Raw genomic sequence first — 18,739 nt, 5'->3', positions numbered from 1 at the left:
ACGTTTATCCTTTGCGCAGCAAAAGTCCGTTTAACAAAATATCGAGGCTGGCCGCGATATAGCGGCGAGATTCAAGCGGCTCGGGGCTACAGCGACATAATGAGTGCTGCCATAGCATCGCCATCACAATCGGTGCCGATAAAATATGCAGCGCATATTCCATGTCTTGCACCACAAATTCATGACGCGCCACGCCGTAAGCGAGAGCGCGCCGGATCAATTCATTACCGGGTACGATAAATTCATCGTGATAGAGCTGAAGTACGTCGGGGAAATTGCCTGCTTCACCAATCATCAACTTGGGCAAGGCCGACAGTTGCGTTTCGCCCATCACCTCCCACCACGTGGTAAATAGCTGACAAAGTAAATCGCGGGCCGAGCCCTGCCATTCATCCACAATCTCGCCACCGAGTGGTAATTTGGGCAGCAATAGCTCGCGAATAACGGCCTTGAAAATCTCTTCTTTATTGGCGAAATACAGATACGGCGTACCACGCGTCACCCCTGCCACGCGGGCAATATCTTCGATCTTGGTGGCGCTATAGCCTTTTTCGACAAATAAAGACAAAGCGGCCAGTAGGATTTCCTCAGGCCGTGCTTCTTTTCGTCGAGTCCAGCGTTTGATGGGGCAATTCATAGTCGGGGAAAATAAATAACTGAACGGTCATTTATTATCTGCCGTGCCACTCGATCAGGTCAAGATGCCCACAGAATATTTAATGCAATTTTCATACCCCAATTAGCGCGTGACGGTACGGTACAAACACATAATTTTTCATTGAACTGCGGTACAATCGGCGCCATTGTTAGCCTTGCCTGCCGGAGCCTGAAATGAGCGATATCACAGCCCAAACCAAAGCCGAAATTCTGTCTGAAGCGCTGCCGTATATTCAGCGTTTTTTTGATAAAACCATCGTGATTAAATACGGTGGCAACGCCATGATCGACGAAGAGCTGAAAGACGGTTTTGCCTCTGACGTGGTGTTACTCAAGCTCGTTGGGATGAATCCGGTAGTCGTCCACGGCGGTGGCCCGCAAATTAATGATTTGCTCGATCGCATCGGTAAAAAAGGCGAATTTATCCAAGGTATGCGCGTGACCGATGCGGAAACCATGGACGTGGTTGAAATGGTACTGGGCGGTCATGTGAATAAAGAGATCGTGTCACTGATCAATAAGCATGGCGGTAAAGCAGTAGGTCTGACTGGGCAAGATAGCCACTTTATCCGCGCGCATAAAATGATGCTCAAAGACGAAGCCGGCGAAGAAACCGTCGATATTGGTCAAGTCGGCGAAATCGACAAAATTGACCCAGCGATCGTGCAACACCTCGACGCGGCCGATTTTATTCCGGTCATTGCCCCAATTGGCGTTGATGCCACCGGCGAGAGCTTGAATATCAATGCGGACTTGGTTGCGGGTAAATTGGCCGAAGTATTGAAAGCCGAAAAACTGATTTTGATGACCAATACACCGGGCGTGCTGGATAAAGAAGGCACTTTGCTGACCAAACTCACCGCGCGCCGTATTGATGAATTATTTGCCGACGGTACGATTTCGGGCGGCATGCTGCCAAAAATTGGCTCAGCACTCGATGCGGCGAAAAGCGGCGTTAATTCAGTGCATATTATCGATGGTCGCGTTAAACACGCCCTATTGCTCGAAGTATTGACTGAGCAAGGCGTCGGCACGATGATTCGCGCCAAGTAAACATACAACTCGCCCTCAAACACGGGGTATTGCCGTCAAGACCAATCTGGGATTGGCTTTCATGCAGATAGGGCTCAGCATTGCTGGGCCTTATTTATTTTTACAAGATGATCAGAGTGCAAATTGGCCCCCTTTTTTCTTGCGAATTAGCCTTGGCCAGCTAAAGTGGTAATACCCTCACGAGACGGGAGCCACCCCATGAAAACTGCACATCACCTCCTTGCCGACAAAGCCGATCATCGCACTATTTCTGTCTCGCCCAATGCGACAGTCTACCAAGCGCTCCAAATCATGGCCGACCACAATATCGGCGCGATTCTGGTGATGGATAACGATAAATTGGTGGGTATTTTTTCCGAGCGTGATTACGCGCGCAAAGTGGTGCTGATGGGAAAAACCTCGGCGGGCACCCCCGTTTCCGAGATCATGACGCATAAGATTTTGTGTGTTTCGCCTCAAACCAGTTTGGACGATTGCCTAGGGTTGATGACCGAAAAACGAATTCGTCACTTACCCGTCGTCGAGGGCAATCTAGTTAAAGGCATTTTGTCGATTGGCGATCTGGTGCGAGAAAAAATCGCCGACCAAGAGTTCACGATTGATCAGATGTCGCACTATATCTACGATCAGCGCGTCTAAGCGCCGTCGATAGCCCTTTAAAGCAGGTTAAAATGGCCAGATTAGCTTCGCTTTCTGGCCATTTTTCATGCCCGCACGCCATTGGATTTTCGATCTCGACAATACCTTGCACGACGCCAGTCGCCACGCTTTTCCGGTGATTGATGCCGCCATGACCCGCTGGCTACAAGATAATCTGCAACTAAGCCACCAACACGCCAATGAGCTGCGCCAGCATTATTGGCACCGGTATGGCGCGACTTTATTGGGCTTACGCAAACACCATCCGCATCTGAGTCCACATAGTTTTCTCGCCGCGTGTCACCCCGCCGAAACGCTGCGCCAGCACATTCATCCGATGGCGCAACTGAAATGCACCTTGGCCCAACTGTCGGGCGATAAATATTTATTTACAAATGGTCCGCTTCAATACGCCGAAATGATGCTCGAGCAATTGCAAATTACCCGCTACTTCAGCGGTATTGCGGCCGTCGATACGGTCAAACTGCAACCAAAACCACAAACCGGCGCGTTTTTAGCCATGCTCAGGCAATTCAAATTGCAAGCGGCCGATTGCATCATGGTTGAAGACAGCATCGACAATCTGATTACCGCCAAAAAACTCGGCATGAAAACGGTTTGGCTGCGCCCACATTATCGGCAGCATCCCGCGGCAGATGTGGTGATTTCGAAACTGAGCCAATTACTGCAGGCATAAAAAATGGCGCCAATGGCGCCATTTTCAAATACCAACTGCTTAGAACGTTACTTTCACACCCGTCATCAGACGCGCAGTGTCCTGACCCGGAGTACCGCTGTATTCCATTGCATTATCACCGGCACCAATTGCCGAATTGGCTTCATTCTTCACGTAACGGCCTTCAACAAAGGCAATCTGGTTTTTATCGAGGCTGTAGTTATAACGAACTGCAACTGCTTGCGCACCTGAATCAGCTTGTTTCACACCATTTTGCTCGATATTGCTCAAATTCGCGTAGCTCAGATACACCGCGTGTTTATCTTTTTTGTAGCTCGCTTGCGCCAACCATTGATCCTGTTTCAACTCAGTACCTGGGTTGTATTCATTGCTCTTATAGCCGCCAGTCAGACCAAAGCCATTCTGGAATTCATAGCGCAGACCAGCGTAGTAGGTTTTGCTATCGAAGGTACTGTCATTGGTGACATAACCGTAGGTATCCACTTCTTCAGTTACACCGTTACGTTGCTGGTAAGTTGCATCCACTTGCAGGCCAGACCATTTGTATTGCGCAGCGACGTCGTAAGTTGTGCCATCACCCGCACCATCATCACTGTAATTTTTGAAGGCATATGCTGCGCCAACCTTAAAGCCAGCCATAACCGGAGAATCGTAGCGAACGATATTGTTCACGCGCGCACCTTGGCCCACGCCATAATCACCCGCCAACCAGCTCAAACCGGTATCGGTAAACAGATTATCTTGCGCTTCATAACTTGGCGTCATCGTGCGGCCCAGACGCAACATACCGTAGTTGCCACGCGCACCCACATACAGGTCTTTGGCAGTCAGCCAGTCATCCACACTACCTGTACCGTTCGTGGTATTGATACCCAACGCAGCATTCCAGATAAGGTCGCCGTTGATAGAATCAACTTTATGCGAACCTGAAAGACCGATCGTACCGTCAAGGTAAACACCGTTCGCATTTTCGCTACCGATGTCATCGTATTTCAGCGCGCCAGTCACATCACCACTGATCATGACGTCGGCTTGAGCGCCCATTGCTACAAAAGCAGCAGTAAAGGCGATAAACGTTGCTTTCAATTTCATTATGTAGACTCCCTTGTCTGCAAACATGAGCGGCTATAGGCCTAACTCGATGAGCGCAGGGCAGATTCAACCGGTCGTCGCAACACCGTATTATTATGGAGGTGTATAATGGGACGACCTGCAGGGTGGATGCTGAAGTTGACGGGGCGTGGTGCGATGCGCTCGCCAGGCGCGCCATCACTTCGCCGAGAAACGGAGCGGTTATTTTGGGAACAGATTGCTACCGGAATCACAAGCGAAAAGGCAGCGGAGGCCGTTGGCGTATCGCAAGCAGTAGGAACACGCTGGTTCCGTTATCGCGGCGGGATGCCATTGTTTATGTCTAACCACATATCAGGAAGATACTTATCATTCGCTGAGCGAGAAGAAATTGGACTGCTCCAAGCGCAAAGTGTTGGTGTGCGTGAGATTGCTCGCCGCCTTGGGCGAAGTCCGTCGACAGTGTCTCGGGAGTTAACTCGTAACGCAGCAACTCGTAGTGGCCGACTCGAATATCGTGCTTCAGTCGCGCAGTGGAAGGCGGAACTGGCGGCTAAAAGACCGAAGCCAGCGAAACTGGTGACTAATCTGCCATTGCGCCACTACGTGCAAGAGCGCTTGGAGGGCAAGGTTCATAATGCTGATGGCCTTGAGATTGCAGGGCCTAGACAGGCGCCGTTCAAGGGACGAAATAAACCGCATCGCGGTGACCGTAAATGGGTCAATGGTTGGTCGCCTGAGCAGATTGCCAACCGGCTTCAAATCGACTTCCCGGGTGACGAATCTATGAGAATCTCCCACGAAGCCATATATCAGGCGCTCTACATACAGGGTCGAGGAGCTCTCAAGCGTGATCTGGTGAGTTGCCTGCGTACAGGGCGGGCGTTGCGTATACCGAGAGCCAGAGCGCAGGCCAAAGCGTGGGCACATGTTAGCGAAGACGTTATGATCTCTAATCGCCCTGCTGAGGTGGAGGGTCGTGCGCTACCAGGGCACTGGGAGGGAGACTTGATCATTGGTTTGAACCGATCCGCGATAGGGACGTTGGTCGAGCGATCAACTCGATACACCATGCTCGTACATCTGCCTCGCGAGGAGGGCTATGGGCTGACTCCGCGAGTGAAGAACGGCCCCGCACTTGCCGGCTATGGAGCCGTCACCATGGCCAATGCACTGAAGAAGACAGTGACTAGCCTACCTGCACAATTGTGGCGATCATTAACTTGGGATCGAGGGAAAGAGTTATCAGATCACGCCCGCTTTACTATTGAGTCAGGAGTAAAGGTCTTCTTTGCCGACCCTCACAGTCCATGGCAGCGCGGCACAAACGAGAATACGAATGGTCTTTTGCGACAATATTTCCCGAAAGGCACTGACTTATCGCGATGGAGTGCCCAAGAGATTCAAGCTGTAGCCAATACACTAAACACCCGGCCCCGAAAAACACTCGGTTGGAAAACACCTATCGAAGCACTGAATGAGTATCTGAAATCTGTTCAACAAACGCGTGTTGCGACGACCGGTTGAATCTGCCCAGTGTACGGAAGCCCGAATGCCACTTCTCAGCACAAGTTCACCTCGCGAATGTGGCTTTTTACACAGCACATTTGCCTGGCATACCACATGGCATAAATGAAATATCGCCACTCAACAGCAAAAAAAGGCAGCCAATCTGGCTGCCTTTTCATCAATAAAACAATAACTTAAAGCTCAATCTGCATCCCCATTTCCACCACTCGATTGGGGGGAATTCTGAAGAAGTTGGTCACCCGCGTCGCATTTCGGCTCATCAGGCTAAACAGGCGACGACGCCACCAGCTCATCGATGGATACTTCGCTTCCACAATGGTTTCACGCGACAAGAAGAAGGACGTATTCATATCGTCAAACACCAATTCCGGCTGCAATTGCGTCACTTGCTGCAATACAGTTGGAATATTGGGCTCTTCTTTAAAACCAAAGGTCGCCACAATCTGATAGAAGCTCTCTCCCATACGGCGGATCGTGACGCGCTCGCGATTCGGTACAAACGGAATATCATCCGTTTGGATCGTCATAAACACCACTTGCTCATGCAGCACTTTATTGTGTTTCAAATTATGTAACAGCGCATGCGGTACCGTATCGGCATTGGCCGTCATGAAAATCGACAAGCCTTCTACGCGTTGCGGCGGGCTAGATTCAAGGCTCTCAACAAAACCCGCCAGCGGCATTTCGCCTTCGCGCAGTTTTACCGCCAGCAATTGACGACCACGTTTCCAAGTCATCATCAAAGTAAAGGCAATCAAGCCGATCAGTAATGGGAACCAGCCACCTTCGTGCAGCTTCAACACATTCGCCGAGAAGAAGGCAAAGTCAATCACCAGCAAGAAGCCCAACACGGCAAATAGCCCAACTTTTTTGGCGCCACTGACTTGGCGACCCATAACGACAAACGCCAACAAGGTGGTCATCACCATTGTACAAGTCACTGCAAAGCCATAGGCGGCAGCCAGATTACTTGAGCTACGGAATGCCAAGATCAGCGCAATCACCGAAACCAACAAGAACCAGTTAATACCGGGCACATAGATCTGCCCCATTTCACGCTCAGAGGTATGTTGAATATCCATGCGTGGGCAAAAGCCGAGTTGGATTGCCTGACGCGTCACAGAGAAAGCCCCTGAGATCACCGCTTGCGATGCGATCACTGTCGCCATCGTCGCCAACACAACCAAGGGAATCTGCGCCCAGCTTGGCGCTAAATAATAAAATGGGTTTTTAATCGCTTCGGGGTGCGTAATGAGCAAAGCACCTTGACCATAATAATTGAGCAGCAAAGCGGGCAACACCAAAATAAACCAAGCATAGCGAATTGCTGGCCGGCCGAAATGCCCCATATCGGCGTACAGCGCCTCAGCTCCGGTTAGACACAGCACCACAGCGCCCAGCAGGACAAAGCTCAACGCTGGATGCGCCATAAAGAACTGAATCGCGTAAATCGGGTTCACCGAGCCCAGTACCGCTGGCGCCTTCATGATATTCACAATACCCAATACGGCCAGCACCACAAACCACGTTACCATCACGGGGCCAAACAGCTTACCCACCAGCGCCGTACCACGAGATTGCATGGCAAATAGCGCGACCATCACCATGATGGCAATCGGCAGAATATAGGGCTCCAGTGTATTAGAAACGACGCTAATCCCCTCCAGCGCCGACAGCACTGAAATCGCCGGAGTAATTATGCTGTCGCCGTAAAACAGCGCCGCGCCAAAAATACCCAGCCCGATAATCCAATGTGCACGCCGCGAATCACTCCCGACATGGCGCATCGCCAATGCCAGCAACGCCAAAATACCGCCTTCGCCGCGGTTATCACAGCGCAAAATAATCGCGACGTATTTCAGACTCACCACCAGCATCAAGCCCCAAAAAATCAGTGACAAGATGCCCATAATATTAAATGCGTTGAGCGTTAAATCGACGTGGCCGGTAAAACACTCTTTCAAGGTATACAGCGGGCTAGTACCAATATCGCCATACACAACGCCGATAGCACCAACAATGACGCCTGCGAGCTTTTTCGGGTCGTGAGTTTGGGGAGCAGACATGATGATTTGTTAAACCTTATTCAATCCCATTTCGGGAAGCGGATTATAGTCCCGTGTACACAGCAAATGCATGATTTCAAAGCAAACGTTGCGGCAATGCAGCAACACAATCAGCTTTTGCTAATGGCGTCAGATTGGCGCAATTCGCCAAATTGATCTTCCAGCCTTTTCCAGTCAAAAAACGGCCCGGGATCGGTTTTTCGCTCTGGCGCGATTTCCTGATGCCCCACCAAGAAACGAAGTGGGTAACGCTGCTGCAAAGCCTTGAGCACGCCATCTAATACATCGTACTGTATTGCTTCAAAAGGCACGTAATCCGAGCCTTCTAGCTCAATACCTACGGAAAAATCATTACAACGCTCGCGCTCCGCCCAGCGGGAAACACCGGCATGCCAAGCGCGTTGATTGCATGAAACAAACTGAATCAGCTCGCCATCGCGACGAATCAAAAAATGTGACGAGACGCGTAGCAAAGACAATTCGGCGTAGCATGGCTGCGCATCGACATCGAGGCAATTGGTAAATAAGCGCTCAATATCATCACCACCAAAATTCGTCGCTCCAGCGGGCAAAGGCGGCAAATGGATATTGTGGATCACGACCATATCAATCGCCATCGCTTCTGCGCGCGCATCGCAATTGGGGCTCTCTACCCTGCGCGCAGCAGAGCACCAACCTTGCTCATCAATATTCATACTCGGAACAGTCACTTTCAGTATCCGCAAATCAGGGCAATCTGCGCATCGTAGCGCGTTCTACGCGCCAGCGCACCTCGGTATCATCAGCAATCTGATCATCACTGATGTAGCGCAGAGTCTGAATTGAGAGCACTTGGATAATACGGGCTTCACTCATTAAATTCTGGCTTATGCACGATTTATCGTCTTTCGAACCGGCCCTGCATCCGCGCCGCTACTTATCTTGGACTGACGTTGCAAAAGCGCGCTATGGCGCTCGCGTGCAAAAAGTATCGGTCGCAGCAGGTTTTACCTGCCCCAATCGTGATGGCAGCAAGGGCATAGGCGGCTGCACCTTCTGCAACAATATGGGATTTACCCCTGGGTATGTACGTGAAAGCCCTGATAATATTAACATGCAGATCAATACTGGCATGGAGTTTCTACAGCGTCGCTACCCAAATGCCCAGCGCTGGGTTGCGTATTTTCAGGCGTATAGCAACACCTATGGCGAGCTCAGCACGCTGATCAACGCTTATCAAACCGCGCTGTCCCGCCCCGAAATTGACGGCTTAGTGATCGGCACACGCCCCGATTGTGTCTCGGATGACTTACTCGACTATCTGGCCGACTTATCGCGCACGCATTTAGTAGAGCTGGAATTGGGCATCGAATCCACCGATGATGCTACGCTGGCGCGCGTCAATCGTGGGCATGATTTTGCGAGCAGCGTGGATGCGATCAAGCGAGCCGCGGCGCGTGGGCTCACGGTAGCAGGCCACGTTTTGCTGGGATTACCGGGAGAAAGCCGCGACAGTATGCTCGCCGGTGCGACGAAACTGTCGGCGCTACCGTTAAGCTCGCTCAAGCTGCATCAGCTGCAGGTCGTCAAAGGCACGCAGCTGGCCAATGATTGGCGACGCGACCCGAGCAGCGTACCGATGCTGAGCTTAGAAGATTATCTGGAATTACTTGCCGACTTTATCGAGCGCCTGCGCCCTGACTTGGCACTGCAACGCGTGGGCAGCGAAGTGCCGCCCAGCATGCGTTTGGCACCCGATTGGTCGGTGCGACTATCTGAATTAGCGCCCTTACTCACCGCCAAACTCACAGCGAGAAATAGTTGGCAGGGCCGCCTGTGGCAGCCTTCAGACTGCTGAAAATTGGTATATACCGCTTTTTCAAGCCTTGGCAAAGCCGAGCCCAAGATGCCACCCTTCGCACTTGCAGTCTTTATGTTTTATTCCCACTTCCCCCGCCCTCTCCCAGAGAGGGTGTCTCGCTGCGCGAGTGGGGTTTGTCATCAACTTTGGCAACCCTGAATATCGCAGCGTATTGGTATAAATTAATGCGCACCACCCAATAAACTAATCAATTGTTCATGGCGACGATAGTTGGCCTTTTCCTGCTTTTGCTTATCGGCGGGGCTCAGACTGGTATCGAGCGTGGTGCGAAATTGCGAATAAAACAACTCCACCTCGGCAATCCGCTTCAGTTGCGAATTGCCCATTAATTTAAAACCTGCCAGCGCATCGGCCTTGGCCAGTTTATCGGCGGCATCGGGAAACTGTGGATTTTTGGCATAAGTCAGAAAGAATTGACTGATTGCCGCTTTCGTATCTGCCGGCAAGTTGCGTCGCATTACCATCGGGTCAAAATTAAATGCATCCGATTGCCAGATTACTTTGATGTTTTTCGATTCAGCAGGGAATTTCTTGGCAAACTTGACCAAATCGTCGGTGTTATTGGCCGCCACATCAACGTTGCCTTTGGCCGCAGCAAGGAAATTATCCTGATGGTTGCCATAGCTCACCGATTTGAAGTGCTGCTCCATCACGATATTGTTTTTCAGGAATGCGTAATACTGCGGAATCAAAAAACCCGACGTTGATTTACGATCACCGCTACCGTAGCGGTATTGGCCTTTTTTCTGCAAAACCTGATCGAGCGAGCTAATCCCGCTATCTTTACGGGTAATCAGCACTGAAGAATACGTGTCGATCCCGCCCTTGAGCACCAATTGCGCGAACACATCACTATCGGCGGTTTCCACGGCTTCCAACGCGACTTTATTGCCCAAGCGGGCGACCTGAATTTGACCCGATTTTAAGCCGTCTAAAATCTCGGCATAATTTTTAGCCGCGACGGCCTTTACATTACTGCCGGTGGCTTTAGCCAAATCATCAAGGACAGGCTGCCAAGCCGCGATCGCTTCTTGCGCCTCGCCGTGGGCAACCAGACCCACGGTAATTGTTTCACGCGCCAGCACCAAGCTGGACCAAGCCGCCAACAAAACCACCCAATACTTACTACGCATCGCTCAATCCGCCTCTATCGTCGCCAATCCTTACAATAAAGTCGATGGTAACACGCTTTACTGCAACGCCATTGTAACAAACCTTACTGATTATTTAGCGTTTGATAACCCATGTAAGGTTTCAACAACTGCCAGTCATGCTATCGGCAACACAAGCGTGGGTATACGTTCAAAGTCATTACCAATAAATATCTTCAGCGATATACCCAGTAAAAAGTTTATTCATCCGCCCCTTGCGTGATCCCCAAACGATCTAGCCGGTAACGCATACTGCGGAAAGTAATCCCCAACAGCTTGGCCGCTTGCGTGCGATTGAAATTGGTTTTATCCAAGGCCGCCATAATCGCAGCGCGCTCGACCCGATCCAGATAATCTTGCAGTGGGTAGGTATCGCCCAAATTGGCCGCCTGCGCTTCGGCTTTATCCGCTTCGGTCTGCTGAATATGCAGATCTTCCGCCAAAATTTGCTCGCCATCGCAAAGCGCCAAGGCGCGTTCGAGCAAGTTTTCTAATTCGCGGACATTGCCCGGAAAATCATACGTGCGCAGCGCGCTGAGTGCTTCAGCCTGCAACACGGGTGGGCGCATACCATGACGCGCCGCAATTTTTTGCAACACGGCCTGAGCAATCAGCAACACATCCTCGCCCATTTCGCGCAGAGGCGGCATTTTGAGTTCGATGACATTGAGCCGGTAATACAAATCCTGCCGAAACTTGCCCGCCTCAACGCATTTACTGAGGTTTTGATGCGTCGCCGAGATAATACGCACATCCACATCAACTTCGGCTACGCCGCCGACTTGACGAACTTTACGTTCCTGAATGGCGCGTAGTAATTTCACCTGCATCACTAGCGGCAAGTCGGCGACTTCATCCAGAAATAAAGTCCCACCGTTGGCCGCCTGAAAAAAACCTTCGCGATCTTCATTGGCGCCCGTAAATGCGCCTTTGCGATAACCAAAAAACTCGCTTTCCATCAGGTTTTCAGGAATAGCGCCGCAATTAACCGCAATAAAGGGCTTATCAGCCCGCGCGGATTTGGCATGAATCAATCGCGCGGCACGCTCTTTGCCCGAACCTGATTCGCCCGTGATATACACCGGCGCCAAATTACGCGCTAATTTATCGACTAAACCCAGCACATACTGCAAAGCGGGTGAGTTGCCGAGCAATGGATTACTTCCAGTCGGCAAACTGGCTGGCGACTCGGGCGTATCGAGCTTGAGCGCCGATTTCACCAAAGTACGCAATTGCTCCAGCGCCACGGGTTTGGCCAAATAATCAAATGCACCCGCTTTCAGCGCGGCAATCGCGTTATTGGTACTGCCATAGGCGGTTAAAATGGCAATCGGCACATCGAGCTTGCGCGCCTGAATGTGCTGCACCAATTCCAACCCTTCGCCATCGGGCATACGCATATCAGACAGACACAGATCAAAGCGCTGGCTATCAAGCAGCGTTTTAGCCAGCGCCACGCCATTGGCTTTGACGACATCCAGCCCCATTTTCAAGAGCGTCAGCTCAAGCAGATCAGCCAGATCCGTTTCATCGTCGACAACGAGAACGCGCGGTAATACCTTAGATTTTTTGGCCATCGGTGTATCCAAAGACGATGCGGAAACAAGCACCACCTGATGGTGGCGATAGATATTCAAGTAATGCGCCGTTAGCAGCGCAAATTTCACGAGCAATATAGAGCCCTAGCCCCGTCCCTTTACTTTCGGTGGTAAAGAAAGGCTCAAACAATTGCGACTGCGCATCGGCCGGTACGGGCGGGCCATCATTGAGCACATCGAGCACCCAAAAATCATGCTGCCGCGTCACCAAAATCTGCACACTGCCAGCACTTTGGGAGCAATAACGCCACCCATTGCGCGCCAGATTCCACAATACTTGATGCAAATGCCCCGAATCAAAGCGCACGATGACATGCGAATCACATTCAATTGCCATTGGATGCGCGATTTTTTCTTGCAGTATAAATTGCTCATTAAAATTCGTCAGCCATTCGGCCAAGCGAATATCTTGCCGATTCACCCGATCGCGCCGATTTAACTCCAGCACATCTTTCACCATCCGCTCAAGGCGCATGCTGTTGTCGTTGATGATGCGAGTGAGTTTTTGCAATAACGGATCATCCGAGGCTTCTTCTTCCATCAATTGCGCGGCATGACTGATCGCGCCCAATGGATTGCGGATTTCATGCGCCAAATTGGCCGTCAATCGCCCGAGCGCAGCGAGTTTGAGCTGCTGAGCCTCACGCCGCAGGCGCGCCATATCTTCCAGATAAATCAACACGTGACCGCGCATTTCCAAGCTCAGCGGCACAAAACGCGCACGCAAAGTATTACGCCCATCAGCCGTTTGCACCAACTCAGTGGCCACGCCCTGCTGCGAGCGCCAGCGCGCCAGCGGTGCTGCCAGCTCAGGAATATCGGCCGATAAGGGTGATCCAATCGCCGGGCGCAGGCCTGTAACCCGTACCGCTTGCTCGTTAAATTGGCGAATCACGTCAAATTCATCGACCACAAACACGCCATCGGAGACGTCTTGCAAAATCCGCTCATTAACTTGCGCCAGATTGGCCAAATCAACGCTGCGCTGTTCCGCCAGTGCACGATTTTCCTCGGCGTAGCGCGAGAGTCGAAACGCCAGCCAGGCCACGGCAAAGGTTGCAATCGACAAAAGAGCCGTCGGCATCGGCGCAATATCGCTTGGGGTATCGGTCAGAAATGACCACGACAATTCAAGCAGTAGCGCGATCGTTGCGATCGAGGCATGAAAAATACTCATCCGCCCACGGGCAATCAGACCTGCCGCAGCAAGATAGGGCAGCAGCAAAATACCAAGACCGCTTTTGATCCCGCCGCCCAAGTGCATCAGACAGACAATAAACAGCACATCAATCATGACCTGCGCCGACAATTGCAGATCAAACTTAGGGCGTCGCTTAGCAATACCCCAAGTAAACAGCATGGCAAATAAGGTATAGGCCCCTAAAATCACCGCCACTAATAACACATCGGGTGACTCGGCCAACGGGCTGCGTGAAAGCGTAAAGATGCCAACCATTAAACCAATAATGATCAGCAGACGAAATACATTAAAAAACGCCAGTGACCGCCACAAACTTTCAGTAATACTACGCTCGCTTGTATTCATGACTTCCACATAAAAAAACGGGCAGCGTTACGCCACCCGTTATATTTAATTACCATCAAAAAGCGGCGGTTGGTGATTTTGGCCAATAAACCGTGCCAATTCGCCTAAAGCCGCTTCATACACACCCCGTTTGAATTCGATCACCGCATCCAGTGGCGACCAATATTCATTCCAGCGCCAAGCATCAAACTCGGGGTGAGTGGTTTTGCGCAAACAGACGTCAGAATCTCGACCGACTAGCCGCAACAAAAACCAGATTTGTTTCTGCCCTTTATAAGTACCGCGCCATTCACGGCGCACCCAATTGGTCGGCACATCATATTTCATCCAGTCCCGCGTTCGACCGACGATTTCAACATGCTCCGGCAATAGGCCAACTTCTTCAGCCAACTCTCGGAACATGGCTTGCTCAGGGGTTTCCCCCAGCTTGATACCACCCTGCGGGAACTGCCAAGAGTGCTCACGCACTCGCTTTCCCCAAAACACTTGGTTTTGGCGGTTGATAATGATGATGCCGACGTTTGGCCGATAGCCATCACGGTCGAGCATAAAACTACCTATGTTAAATTTCGTTGATTACCTTAATTTTTTCACATCCACGCGAACTTGCAAACCATTATCTGTTTGCCACACCCGCTAGGCTAAGGCGCAGCGTCAAAAATGCCGCACTCGCCCACCTCGTACGCGCGAGCTAGATAAATAAGCGTCTATCGTTATGGGGATTCATTTTGGCCAGATCACTGACAAATTCGCCAAACTCTAAGCCATATTGCGCCTCTAGCTTTTTAGCTTTTTCGGCTAGGCGCTCCCACTGCGGGCTGTTCTGGCCTCGCACAAAAGCAAATGCAATCACATTGCCGATTTGACGGGCTGGCAAACAAATGAGGCGACTCTCAAAGACCTCGCCAATTTGCGTGCAATATTGCTCGAATTTGCGATCAATGCTCCAGAGATTCACCGCCAGTACGCCATTACTAGTCAATTTGTTGCGGCAGGCTTGGAAAAAATCAGGATTAGCCAGCGGGGTCGCGATACCAGTCGATGAATAGGCATCCATCACAATCATATCGACCGAATCATCCTCCATTGCATACACATGCGCCGCGCCATCGGCAGTCAGCACACTCAGGCGCTCATCATCAGGTGGCAGGCAAAACATACTGCGGGCCACATTCACCACTTGCTGGTGCAACTCGACACAGGTGAGCTTGGTTTCTGGCAAATACTCATGCACCCATTTCGCAATCGAGCCGCCACCTAAACCGATCAGCAACATATCTTTGGGTGGCTCAAGAAACAGCAAGCTACCGAATACACAACGCGAATAGGCCAAGAGCAATTCATTGGGCGCATTGATTTTCATCGCACTTTGCGTGTCATCTTGCCCAAAATGCAGCTTGCGAATACCGCCCTCTTCCGACACATCAATAATGATGTCGTCGTCGCTGGCTTTAGAAAAACGTTTGGAGCGAAATAACATTAATCTTCGCTCCCACAACCGCCACCCAAAACGCCATCAGCGGGCTTAGTCGCAAAAATCGAGATTCGCGCAGGGTCTTTGAATTCTTCCTTATCAAACGCCTTATCACCATCTTCGCGCGGCGTACCATCGGCTTTTGCGCCAACAAAATTGTAGATTTTCGGATCATTCAAATGCGAGAGCACCACATTGCAAGTGGCGGAAAACATCGTTTCCAAACGCCCCGGAAAGCGTTTATCCCAGTCACGCAACATATCGCCGACCACTTGGCGCTGCAAATTGGGCTGCGAGCCACACAAATTACACGGAATAATCGGAAATTCTTTCGCGATGGCGTATTTTTCGATGTCCTTTTCTTTGCAGTAGGCCAGCGGGCGAATCACCATGTGCTTGCCGTCATCCGACACCAGTTTTGGTGGCATCCCTTTGAGCTTGCCGCCGTAGAACATATTCAAAAACAGCGTCGCCAAAATATCGTCACGATGATGACCCAGTGCGATCTTGGTTGCGCCCAACTCATCGGCCACTCGGTACAAAATACCACGGCGCAAGCGCGAACACAGGCTACACGTGGTTTTGCCCGGCTCGATCACACGAGTCACAATCGAATAGGTATCTTCCTCGACGATTTTGTATTCCACGCCAATCGATGCCAGATACTCAGGCAACACATGCTCGGGAAAGCCAGGCTGCTTCTGATCAAGATTGACGGCAACAATCGAAAAATTAATCGGTGCAGATTTTTGCAAGCTGAGCAAAATATCAAGCATGGTGTAACTGTCTTTGCCGCCCGACAGACACACCATAATCCGATCGCCTTCTTCAATCATATTGAAATGATTGATCGCATCGCCCACATTGTGGCGCAGACGCTTAGCGAGTTTGTTGAAGTTATATTGCTGTTTTTTATCAGCTTCGTGTTGCTGCTCTGCTTGCAACGGAGCGGTAGCGAGTGTGTCGGTCATAAAATGCGCACGGGGCCGCCCATACAGGAGACCCCGAGATAGATGATTGAATTGGCAGCGATTTTAACCTAAAACACCGTTTTCCGCCCCATCATTCGCCGCGCGTAACCGCCATTTATTGATACTGATTCACACATCAACTTGCAAACTCAGGAATGCCGACATCATTTGCAAAGTAAATTGTGTGACTTTAACTACATCATTTCGCTTTATTTTCCTCCATTACAGTCAAAAATAGCTAAAATGTGAAAAATCACGCCATCTATTTGTAAGTCTGACGTAGTGCAGAGTCATGGCATCAACACCCGAGGTGAATAAATGAGTAAAGCTTTTAGTAATATCCCTTCACGCCAAACCATGATTCGCGCCATCATCATCGGCGCACTCGGCACGGCATTGACTGCATGTGGTGGTAGTGCAGGCGATATCCAAATGCCAGGTTCATCTGGCCCGACACCTGCGCCAACTGGAACAGCAGCAATCAGCGCGGCAAAATTGAATTTAAGTTGGGATAAAACTTCGGTTAAATCTGGCGGAAAAGACAAAGCAACCTTGACAATTACTGCATTGGATAAGTCCAACGGTATTCTTGCTGGTGCCACCGTTCTATTGAGTAGCAGTAGCGGGATTTTAAGTGCAACGGTTGTAACAACGGACGCCAAAGGCCAAGCCATAGTAACGTACACCTCTGGCAGCGACGTCACTAACCGCACCGAAAATATTACGGTCACTTCTGGCACACTAAGTAACACCACAGCAGTCAAAGTAATTGGTACAACGGTATCCCTTACAAGCAACAATACCTCAATCACCAGTGGTGGAACGAGCCCATTATCAGCAACTATTAAAGATGGCGAAGGCAATGTAGTGCCGGATGTGGATGTTGTATTTAGCGCCTCAGGTACTGGCTCAATTACATTTAGCCCAACTTCTGCAAAAACAGACTCAAATGGAGTAGCAACAACAACAGCAACTGGAGGGGCAGGCGGAACTGCAACTGTTGTTGCTACTTCATCTGGCACAAGTAAAACTGCGGCCATGAGTATTGCGGGTGGTAGCAACAATTTTAGTTTTGTTGATCAAAATGGTAATCCAATTAGCAGCACAGTAACCAACCCAAATGTAAACAACTCTATTCAAGTGGCAACAAATGCGAGCAAAGTAACATTTGTAACTACCCTAGGAACTTTCGGTAATGGCCTTGCAACCCAAACAGTTAACACAAACGCAGGAAAAGCAATCGCGGTGTTAAATTCAACGGGCATCGGCACAGCAACAATTCAAGCTACTTCAGAAGACAACAAGGCAATTACTAGCTCGATGCAGCTAATTGTAAGTCCTGCATTTTCATCAACAAGTAAAGTTGTAATCCAAGCATCACCTGCGGTCGTCGCACCAAGCACAGGCAGTCAGAAAAATACCATTACGCTTAAAGCCAAAGTAACAGACAGCAACGGCAAACCGATTGCAAATGCGCCTGTTTACTTTACATTAGGCAATTCAGTAGGCGGCGGAGAAACAATTTCGCCACCATCTGCATTAACTGGAGATGGCACTGGTTCCCTCCCCCTTGGTGAAGCACAAGCAACATTTACCTCAGGTTCAACCTCAACAGGCCAGACCACAGCCTCGGTTACTGCGGTTGCTAACCTTTATTACTTAGATCCGGTTACCAATATTCAATCTAATATTTCCAATTCAAGTGCTTCCATAGTTATTGGTGGCACTGCCGGATCAATATCGATTGGAGAATCCAGTGTTATTGGCAGCACAACTGATAACGTGGCGTATGAACTTCCTATGTCAGTAATTGTTGCCGACTCAAACGGTAATCCAATGGCAAATACCCCAGTTAGTCTAAGTGTATGGCCTGTATATTACTCAACAGGCTCTGGTTGCGCTGTTTCAGCCACATACAAATCCGAAGATGCAAATGAAAACCTAGTTCTCGAACCATCTGAAGAGGGTGGTCTCACATACAATCCAAGCACTATTCAGTATTACCCTGTAACAGTAGTAAATAGCCTAACCTTTGACGTAATTGGTGTCATTGCAAACAAAGGGATTGTCAACGGTAAGCTTACACCAATTAATTCTGCGGCTGGAGCTGTTCCAACGACAGTTACCACTGACAGCTCGGGACGTGCTGCATTCAAATATACTTACTTGAAATCAGACTCGATTTGGACTGTTGTACGGATGCGTGCGACCACGAATGTTCAAGGAACGGAAACAACTGCAGAGAAAATTTTCCGCTTACGCGCATCTGAAGCTGATGCACCAAAAGGTGGTACAACATGCTACATATCCAACTCACCTTATAATGCAGTAATAAACTAATTTCATATTGAACAACTTAATAAAAAAAACCGCCATTTCAAGTGGCGGTTTTTTATCGCGAGAATGTTTTCTCCCGCCTACCATT

General features: G+C 50.1%; 17 protein-coding genes. 6 read left to right on the top strand and 11 right to left on the bottom strand.

Annotation, left to right across the window (positions count from 1 at the left end; all coding sequences use genetic code 11):
* Nucleotides 1-4: 4 nt before the first annotated feature.
* Complete coding sequence (locus tag HQ393_RS15495) at nt 5-637, bottom strand: TetR/AcrR family transcriptional regulator (RefSeq protein ID WP_179356322.1); 633 nt, start codon at nt 635-637, stop codon at nt 5-7.
* 194 nt (nt 638-831) lie between these two features.
* Between HQ393_RS15495 and argB the strand changes: the two genes are divergently transcribed.
* The 3 genes from argB to HQ393_RS15480 all read left to right on the top strand — a co-directional run bounded on the left by argB (nt 832) and on the right by HQ393_RS15480 (nt 3,046).
* Complete coding sequence (argB, locus tag HQ393_RS15490; protein WP_179356319.1) at nt 832-1,710, top strand: acetylglutamate kinase; 879 nt, start codon at nt 832-834, stop codon at nt 1,708-1,710.
* A 198-nt stretch (nt 1,711-1,908) separates the two neighbouring features.
* Nucleotides 1,909-2,349: a CBS domain-containing protein gene (locus HQ393_RS15485; RefSeq protein WP_179356316.1), complete on the top strand. Its 441-nt coding sequence runs from the start codon at nt 1,909-1,911 to the stop codon at nt 2,347-2,349.
* Between the two features lie 67 nt (nt 2,350-2,416).
* Nucleotides 2,417-3,046 (top strand): pyrimidine 5'-nucleotidase, encoded by a 630-nt coding sequence (locus HQ393_RS15480; RefSeq protein ID WP_179356314.1) that lies wholly within the window; start codon nt 2,417-2,419, stop codon nt 3,044-3,046.
* A 39-nt stretch (nt 3,047-3,085) separates the two neighbouring features.
* Here HQ393_RS15480 and HQ393_RS15475 read toward each other — a convergent pair whose 3' ends face one another.
* A complete protein-coding gene (locus HQ393_RS15475) occupies nt 3,086-4,138 on the bottom strand; it encodes a porin (protein WP_179356311.1) in 1,053 nt (350 codons plus the stop codon).
* 129 nt (nt 4,139-4,267) lie between these two features.
* On the opposite strand from HQ393_RS15475, the gene HQ393_RS15470 reads away from it, so the two are divergent.
* Nucleotides 4,268-5,644: an IS30 family transposase gene (locus tag HQ393_RS15470; RefSeq protein WP_179355150.1), complete on the top strand. Its 1,377-nt coding sequence runs from the start codon at nt 4,268-4,270 to the stop codon at nt 5,642-5,644.
* A 176-nt stretch (nt 5,645-5,820) separates the two neighbouring features.
* Here the strand turns inward: HQ393_RS15470 and HQ393_RS15465 are convergent, their stop codons facing one another.
* The 3 genes from HQ393_RS15465 to HQ393_RS17965 all read right to left on the bottom strand — a co-directional run bounded on the left by HQ393_RS15465 (nt 5,821) and on the right by HQ393_RS17965 (nt 8,568).
* Nucleotides 5,821-7,713, bottom strand: coding sequence for a potassium transporter Kup (locus HQ393_RS15465; RefSeq protein WP_179356308.1), 1,893 nt, complete (start codon nt 7,711-7,713; stop codon nt 5,821-5,823).
* A 110-nt stretch (nt 7,714-7,823) separates the two neighbouring features.
* Nucleotides 7,824-8,408: a 1,6-anhydro-N-acetylmuramyl-L-alanine amidase AmpD gene (ampD, locus tag HQ393_RS15460; protein ID WP_179358535.1), complete on the bottom strand. Its 585-nt coding sequence runs from the start codon at nt 8,406-8,408 to the stop codon at nt 7,824-7,826.
* 31 nt (nt 8,409-8,439) lie between these two features.
* Complete coding sequence (locus HQ393_RS17965) at nt 8,440-8,568, bottom strand: hypothetical protein (protein ID WP_281361471.1); 129 nt, start codon at nt 8,566-8,568, stop codon at nt 8,440-8,442.
* 13 nt (nt 8,569-8,581) lie between these two features.
* Between HQ393_RS17965 and mnmL the strand changes: the two genes are divergently transcribed.
* Nucleotides 8,582-9,550 carry a tRNA modification radical SAM protein MnmL/YtqA gene (gene mnmL, locus HQ393_RS15455; protein WP_179356305.1) on the top strand — a complete coding sequence of 323 codons (969 nt, stop codon included), beginning with the start codon at nt 8,582-8,584 and terminating at the stop codon, nt 9,548-9,550.
* Nucleotides 9,551-9,735: 185 nt separating this feature from the next.
* Here the strand turns inward: mnmL and phnD are convergent, their stop codons facing one another.
* The 6 genes from phnD to ttcA all read right to left on the bottom strand — a co-directional run bounded on the left by phnD (nt 9,736) and on the right by ttcA (nt 16,314).
* Nucleotides 9,736-10,707, bottom strand: a complete 972-nt coding sequence (gene phnD / locus HQ393_RS15450) for a phosphate/phosphite/phosphonate ABC transporter substrate-binding protein (protein WP_179356302.1) — start codon at nt 10,705-10,707, stop codon at nt 9,736-9,738.
* A 218-nt stretch (nt 10,708-10,925) separates the two neighbouring features.
* Nucleotides 10,926-12,302, bottom strand: coding sequence for a sigma-54-dependent transcriptional regulator (locus HQ393_RS15445; RefSeq protein WP_179356299.1), 1,377 nt, complete (start codon nt 12,300-12,302; stop codon nt 10,926-10,928).
* On the bottom strand, nt 12,286-13,869 hold the full coding sequence (locus HQ393_RS15440) for a two-component system sensor histidine kinase NtrB (protein ID WP_179356297.1): 1,584 nt from the start codon (nt 13,867-13,869) through the stop codon (nt 12,286-12,288). The genes HQ393_RS15445 and HQ393_RS15440 overlap by 17 nt, the downstream gene beginning before the upstream one ends.
* 45 nt (nt 13,870-13,914) lie before the next feature.
* The gene (locus tag HQ393_RS15435; RefSeq protein WP_179356294.1) at nt 13,915-14,418 is read right to left on the bottom strand and encodes an RNA pyrophosphohydrolase; all 504 of its coding nucleotides are present in this window, start codon (nt 14,416-14,418) and stop codon (nt 13,915-13,917) included.
* A 142-nt stretch (nt 14,419-14,560) separates the two neighbouring features.
* Nucleotides 14,561-15,349 (bottom strand): fused MFS/spermidine synthase, encoded by a 789-nt coding sequence (locus HQ393_RS15430; RefSeq protein ID WP_179356291.1) that lies wholly within the window; start codon nt 15,347-15,349, stop codon nt 14,561-14,563.
* Nucleotides 15,349-16,314 carry a tRNA 2-thiocytidine(32) synthetase TtcA gene (gene ttcA, locus HQ393_RS15425; RefSeq protein WP_179356288.1) on the bottom strand — a complete coding sequence of 322 codons (966 nt, stop codon included), beginning with the start codon at nt 16,312-16,314 and terminating at the stop codon, nt 15,349-15,351. Before ttcA ends, HQ393_RS15430 begins: the two co-directional genes overlap by 1 nt.
* A 318-nt stretch (nt 16,315-16,632) precedes the next feature.
* Between ttcA and HQ393_RS15420 the strand changes: the two genes are divergently transcribed.
* Entirely contained in the window at nt 16,633-18,654 is a 2,022-nt protein-coding gene (locus HQ393_RS15420; RefSeq protein WP_179356286.1) for an Ig-like domain-containing protein, read from the top strand.
* Nucleotides 18,655-18,739 lie beyond the last annotated feature (85 nt).

Source organism: Chitinibacter bivalviorum (genome assembly GCF_013403565.1).
Taxonomy (GTDB): domain Bacteria; phylum Pseudomonadota; class Gammaproteobacteria; order Burkholderiales; family Chitinibacteraceae; genus Chitinibacter; species Chitinibacter bivalviorum.
Note: the sequence above shows the minus strand (reverse complement) of the source record. Positions and strands in the feature narration are given on the sequence as shown.

Coding starts and splice junctions, on each gene's coding strand:
- HQ393_RS15485 (WP_179356316.1), top strand. CDS start 1,909: ATGAAAACTGCACATCACCTCCTTGCCGACAAAGCCGATCATCGCACT.
- ttcA (WP_179356288.1), bottom strand. CDS start 16,314: ATGACCGACACACTCGCTACCGCTCCGTTGCAAGCAGAGCAGCAACAC.
- HQ393_RS15420 (WP_179356286.1), top strand. CDS start 16,633: ATGAGTAAAGCTTTTAGTAATATCCCTTCACGCCAAACCATGATTCGC.
- argB (WP_179356319.1), top strand. CDS start 832: ATGAGCGATATCACAGCCCAAACCAAAGCCGAAATTCTGTCTGAAGCG.
- HQ393_RS15495 (WP_179356322.1), bottom strand. CDS start 637: ATGAATTGCCCCATCAAACGCTGGACTCGACGAAAAGAAGCACGGCCT.
- mnmL (WP_179356305.1), top strand. CDS start 8,582: ATGCACGATTTATCGTCTTTCGAACCGGCCCTGCATCCGCGCCGCTAC.
- phnD (WP_179356302.1), bottom strand. CDS start 10,707: ATGCGTAGTAAGTATTGGGTGGTTTTGTTGGCGGCTTGGTCCAGCTTG.
- HQ393_RS15470 (WP_179355150.1), top strand. CDS start 4,268: ATGCTGAAGTTGACGGGGCGTGGTGCGATGCGCTCGCCAGGCGCGCCA.
- HQ393_RS15440 (WP_179356297.1), bottom strand. CDS start 13,869: ATGAATACAAGCGAGCGTAGTATTACTGAAAGTTTGTGGCGGTCACTG.
- HQ393_RS15475 (WP_179356311.1), bottom strand. CDS start 4,138: ATGAAATTGAAAGCAACGTTTATCGCCTTTACTGCTGCTTTTGTAGCA.
- HQ393_RS15435 (WP_179356294.1), bottom strand. CDS start 14,418: ATGCTCGACCGTGATGGCTATCGGCCAAACGTCGGCATCATCATTATC.
- HQ393_RS15465 (WP_179356308.1), bottom strand. CDS start 7,713: ATGTCTGCTCCCCAAACTCACGACCCGAAAAAGCTCGCAGGCGTCATT.
- HQ393_RS15480 (WP_179356314.1), top strand. CDS start 2,417: ATGCCCGCACGCCATTGGATTTTCGATCTCGACAATACCTTGCACGAC.
- HQ393_RS15430 (WP_179356291.1), bottom strand. CDS start 15,349: ATGTTATTTCGCTCCAAACGTTTTTCTAAAGCCAGCGACGACGACATC.
- HQ393_RS17965 (WP_281361471.1), bottom strand. CDS start 8,568: ATGAGTGAAGCCCGTATTATCCAAGTGCTCTCAATTCAGACTCTGCGC.
- ampD (WP_179358535.1), bottom strand. CDS start 8,408: ATGAATATTGATGAGCAAGGTTGGTGCTCTGCTGCGCGCAGGGTAGAG.
- HQ393_RS15445 (WP_179356299.1), bottom strand. CDS start 12,302: ATGGCCAAAAAATCTAAGGTATTACCGCGCGTTCTCGTTGTCGACGAT.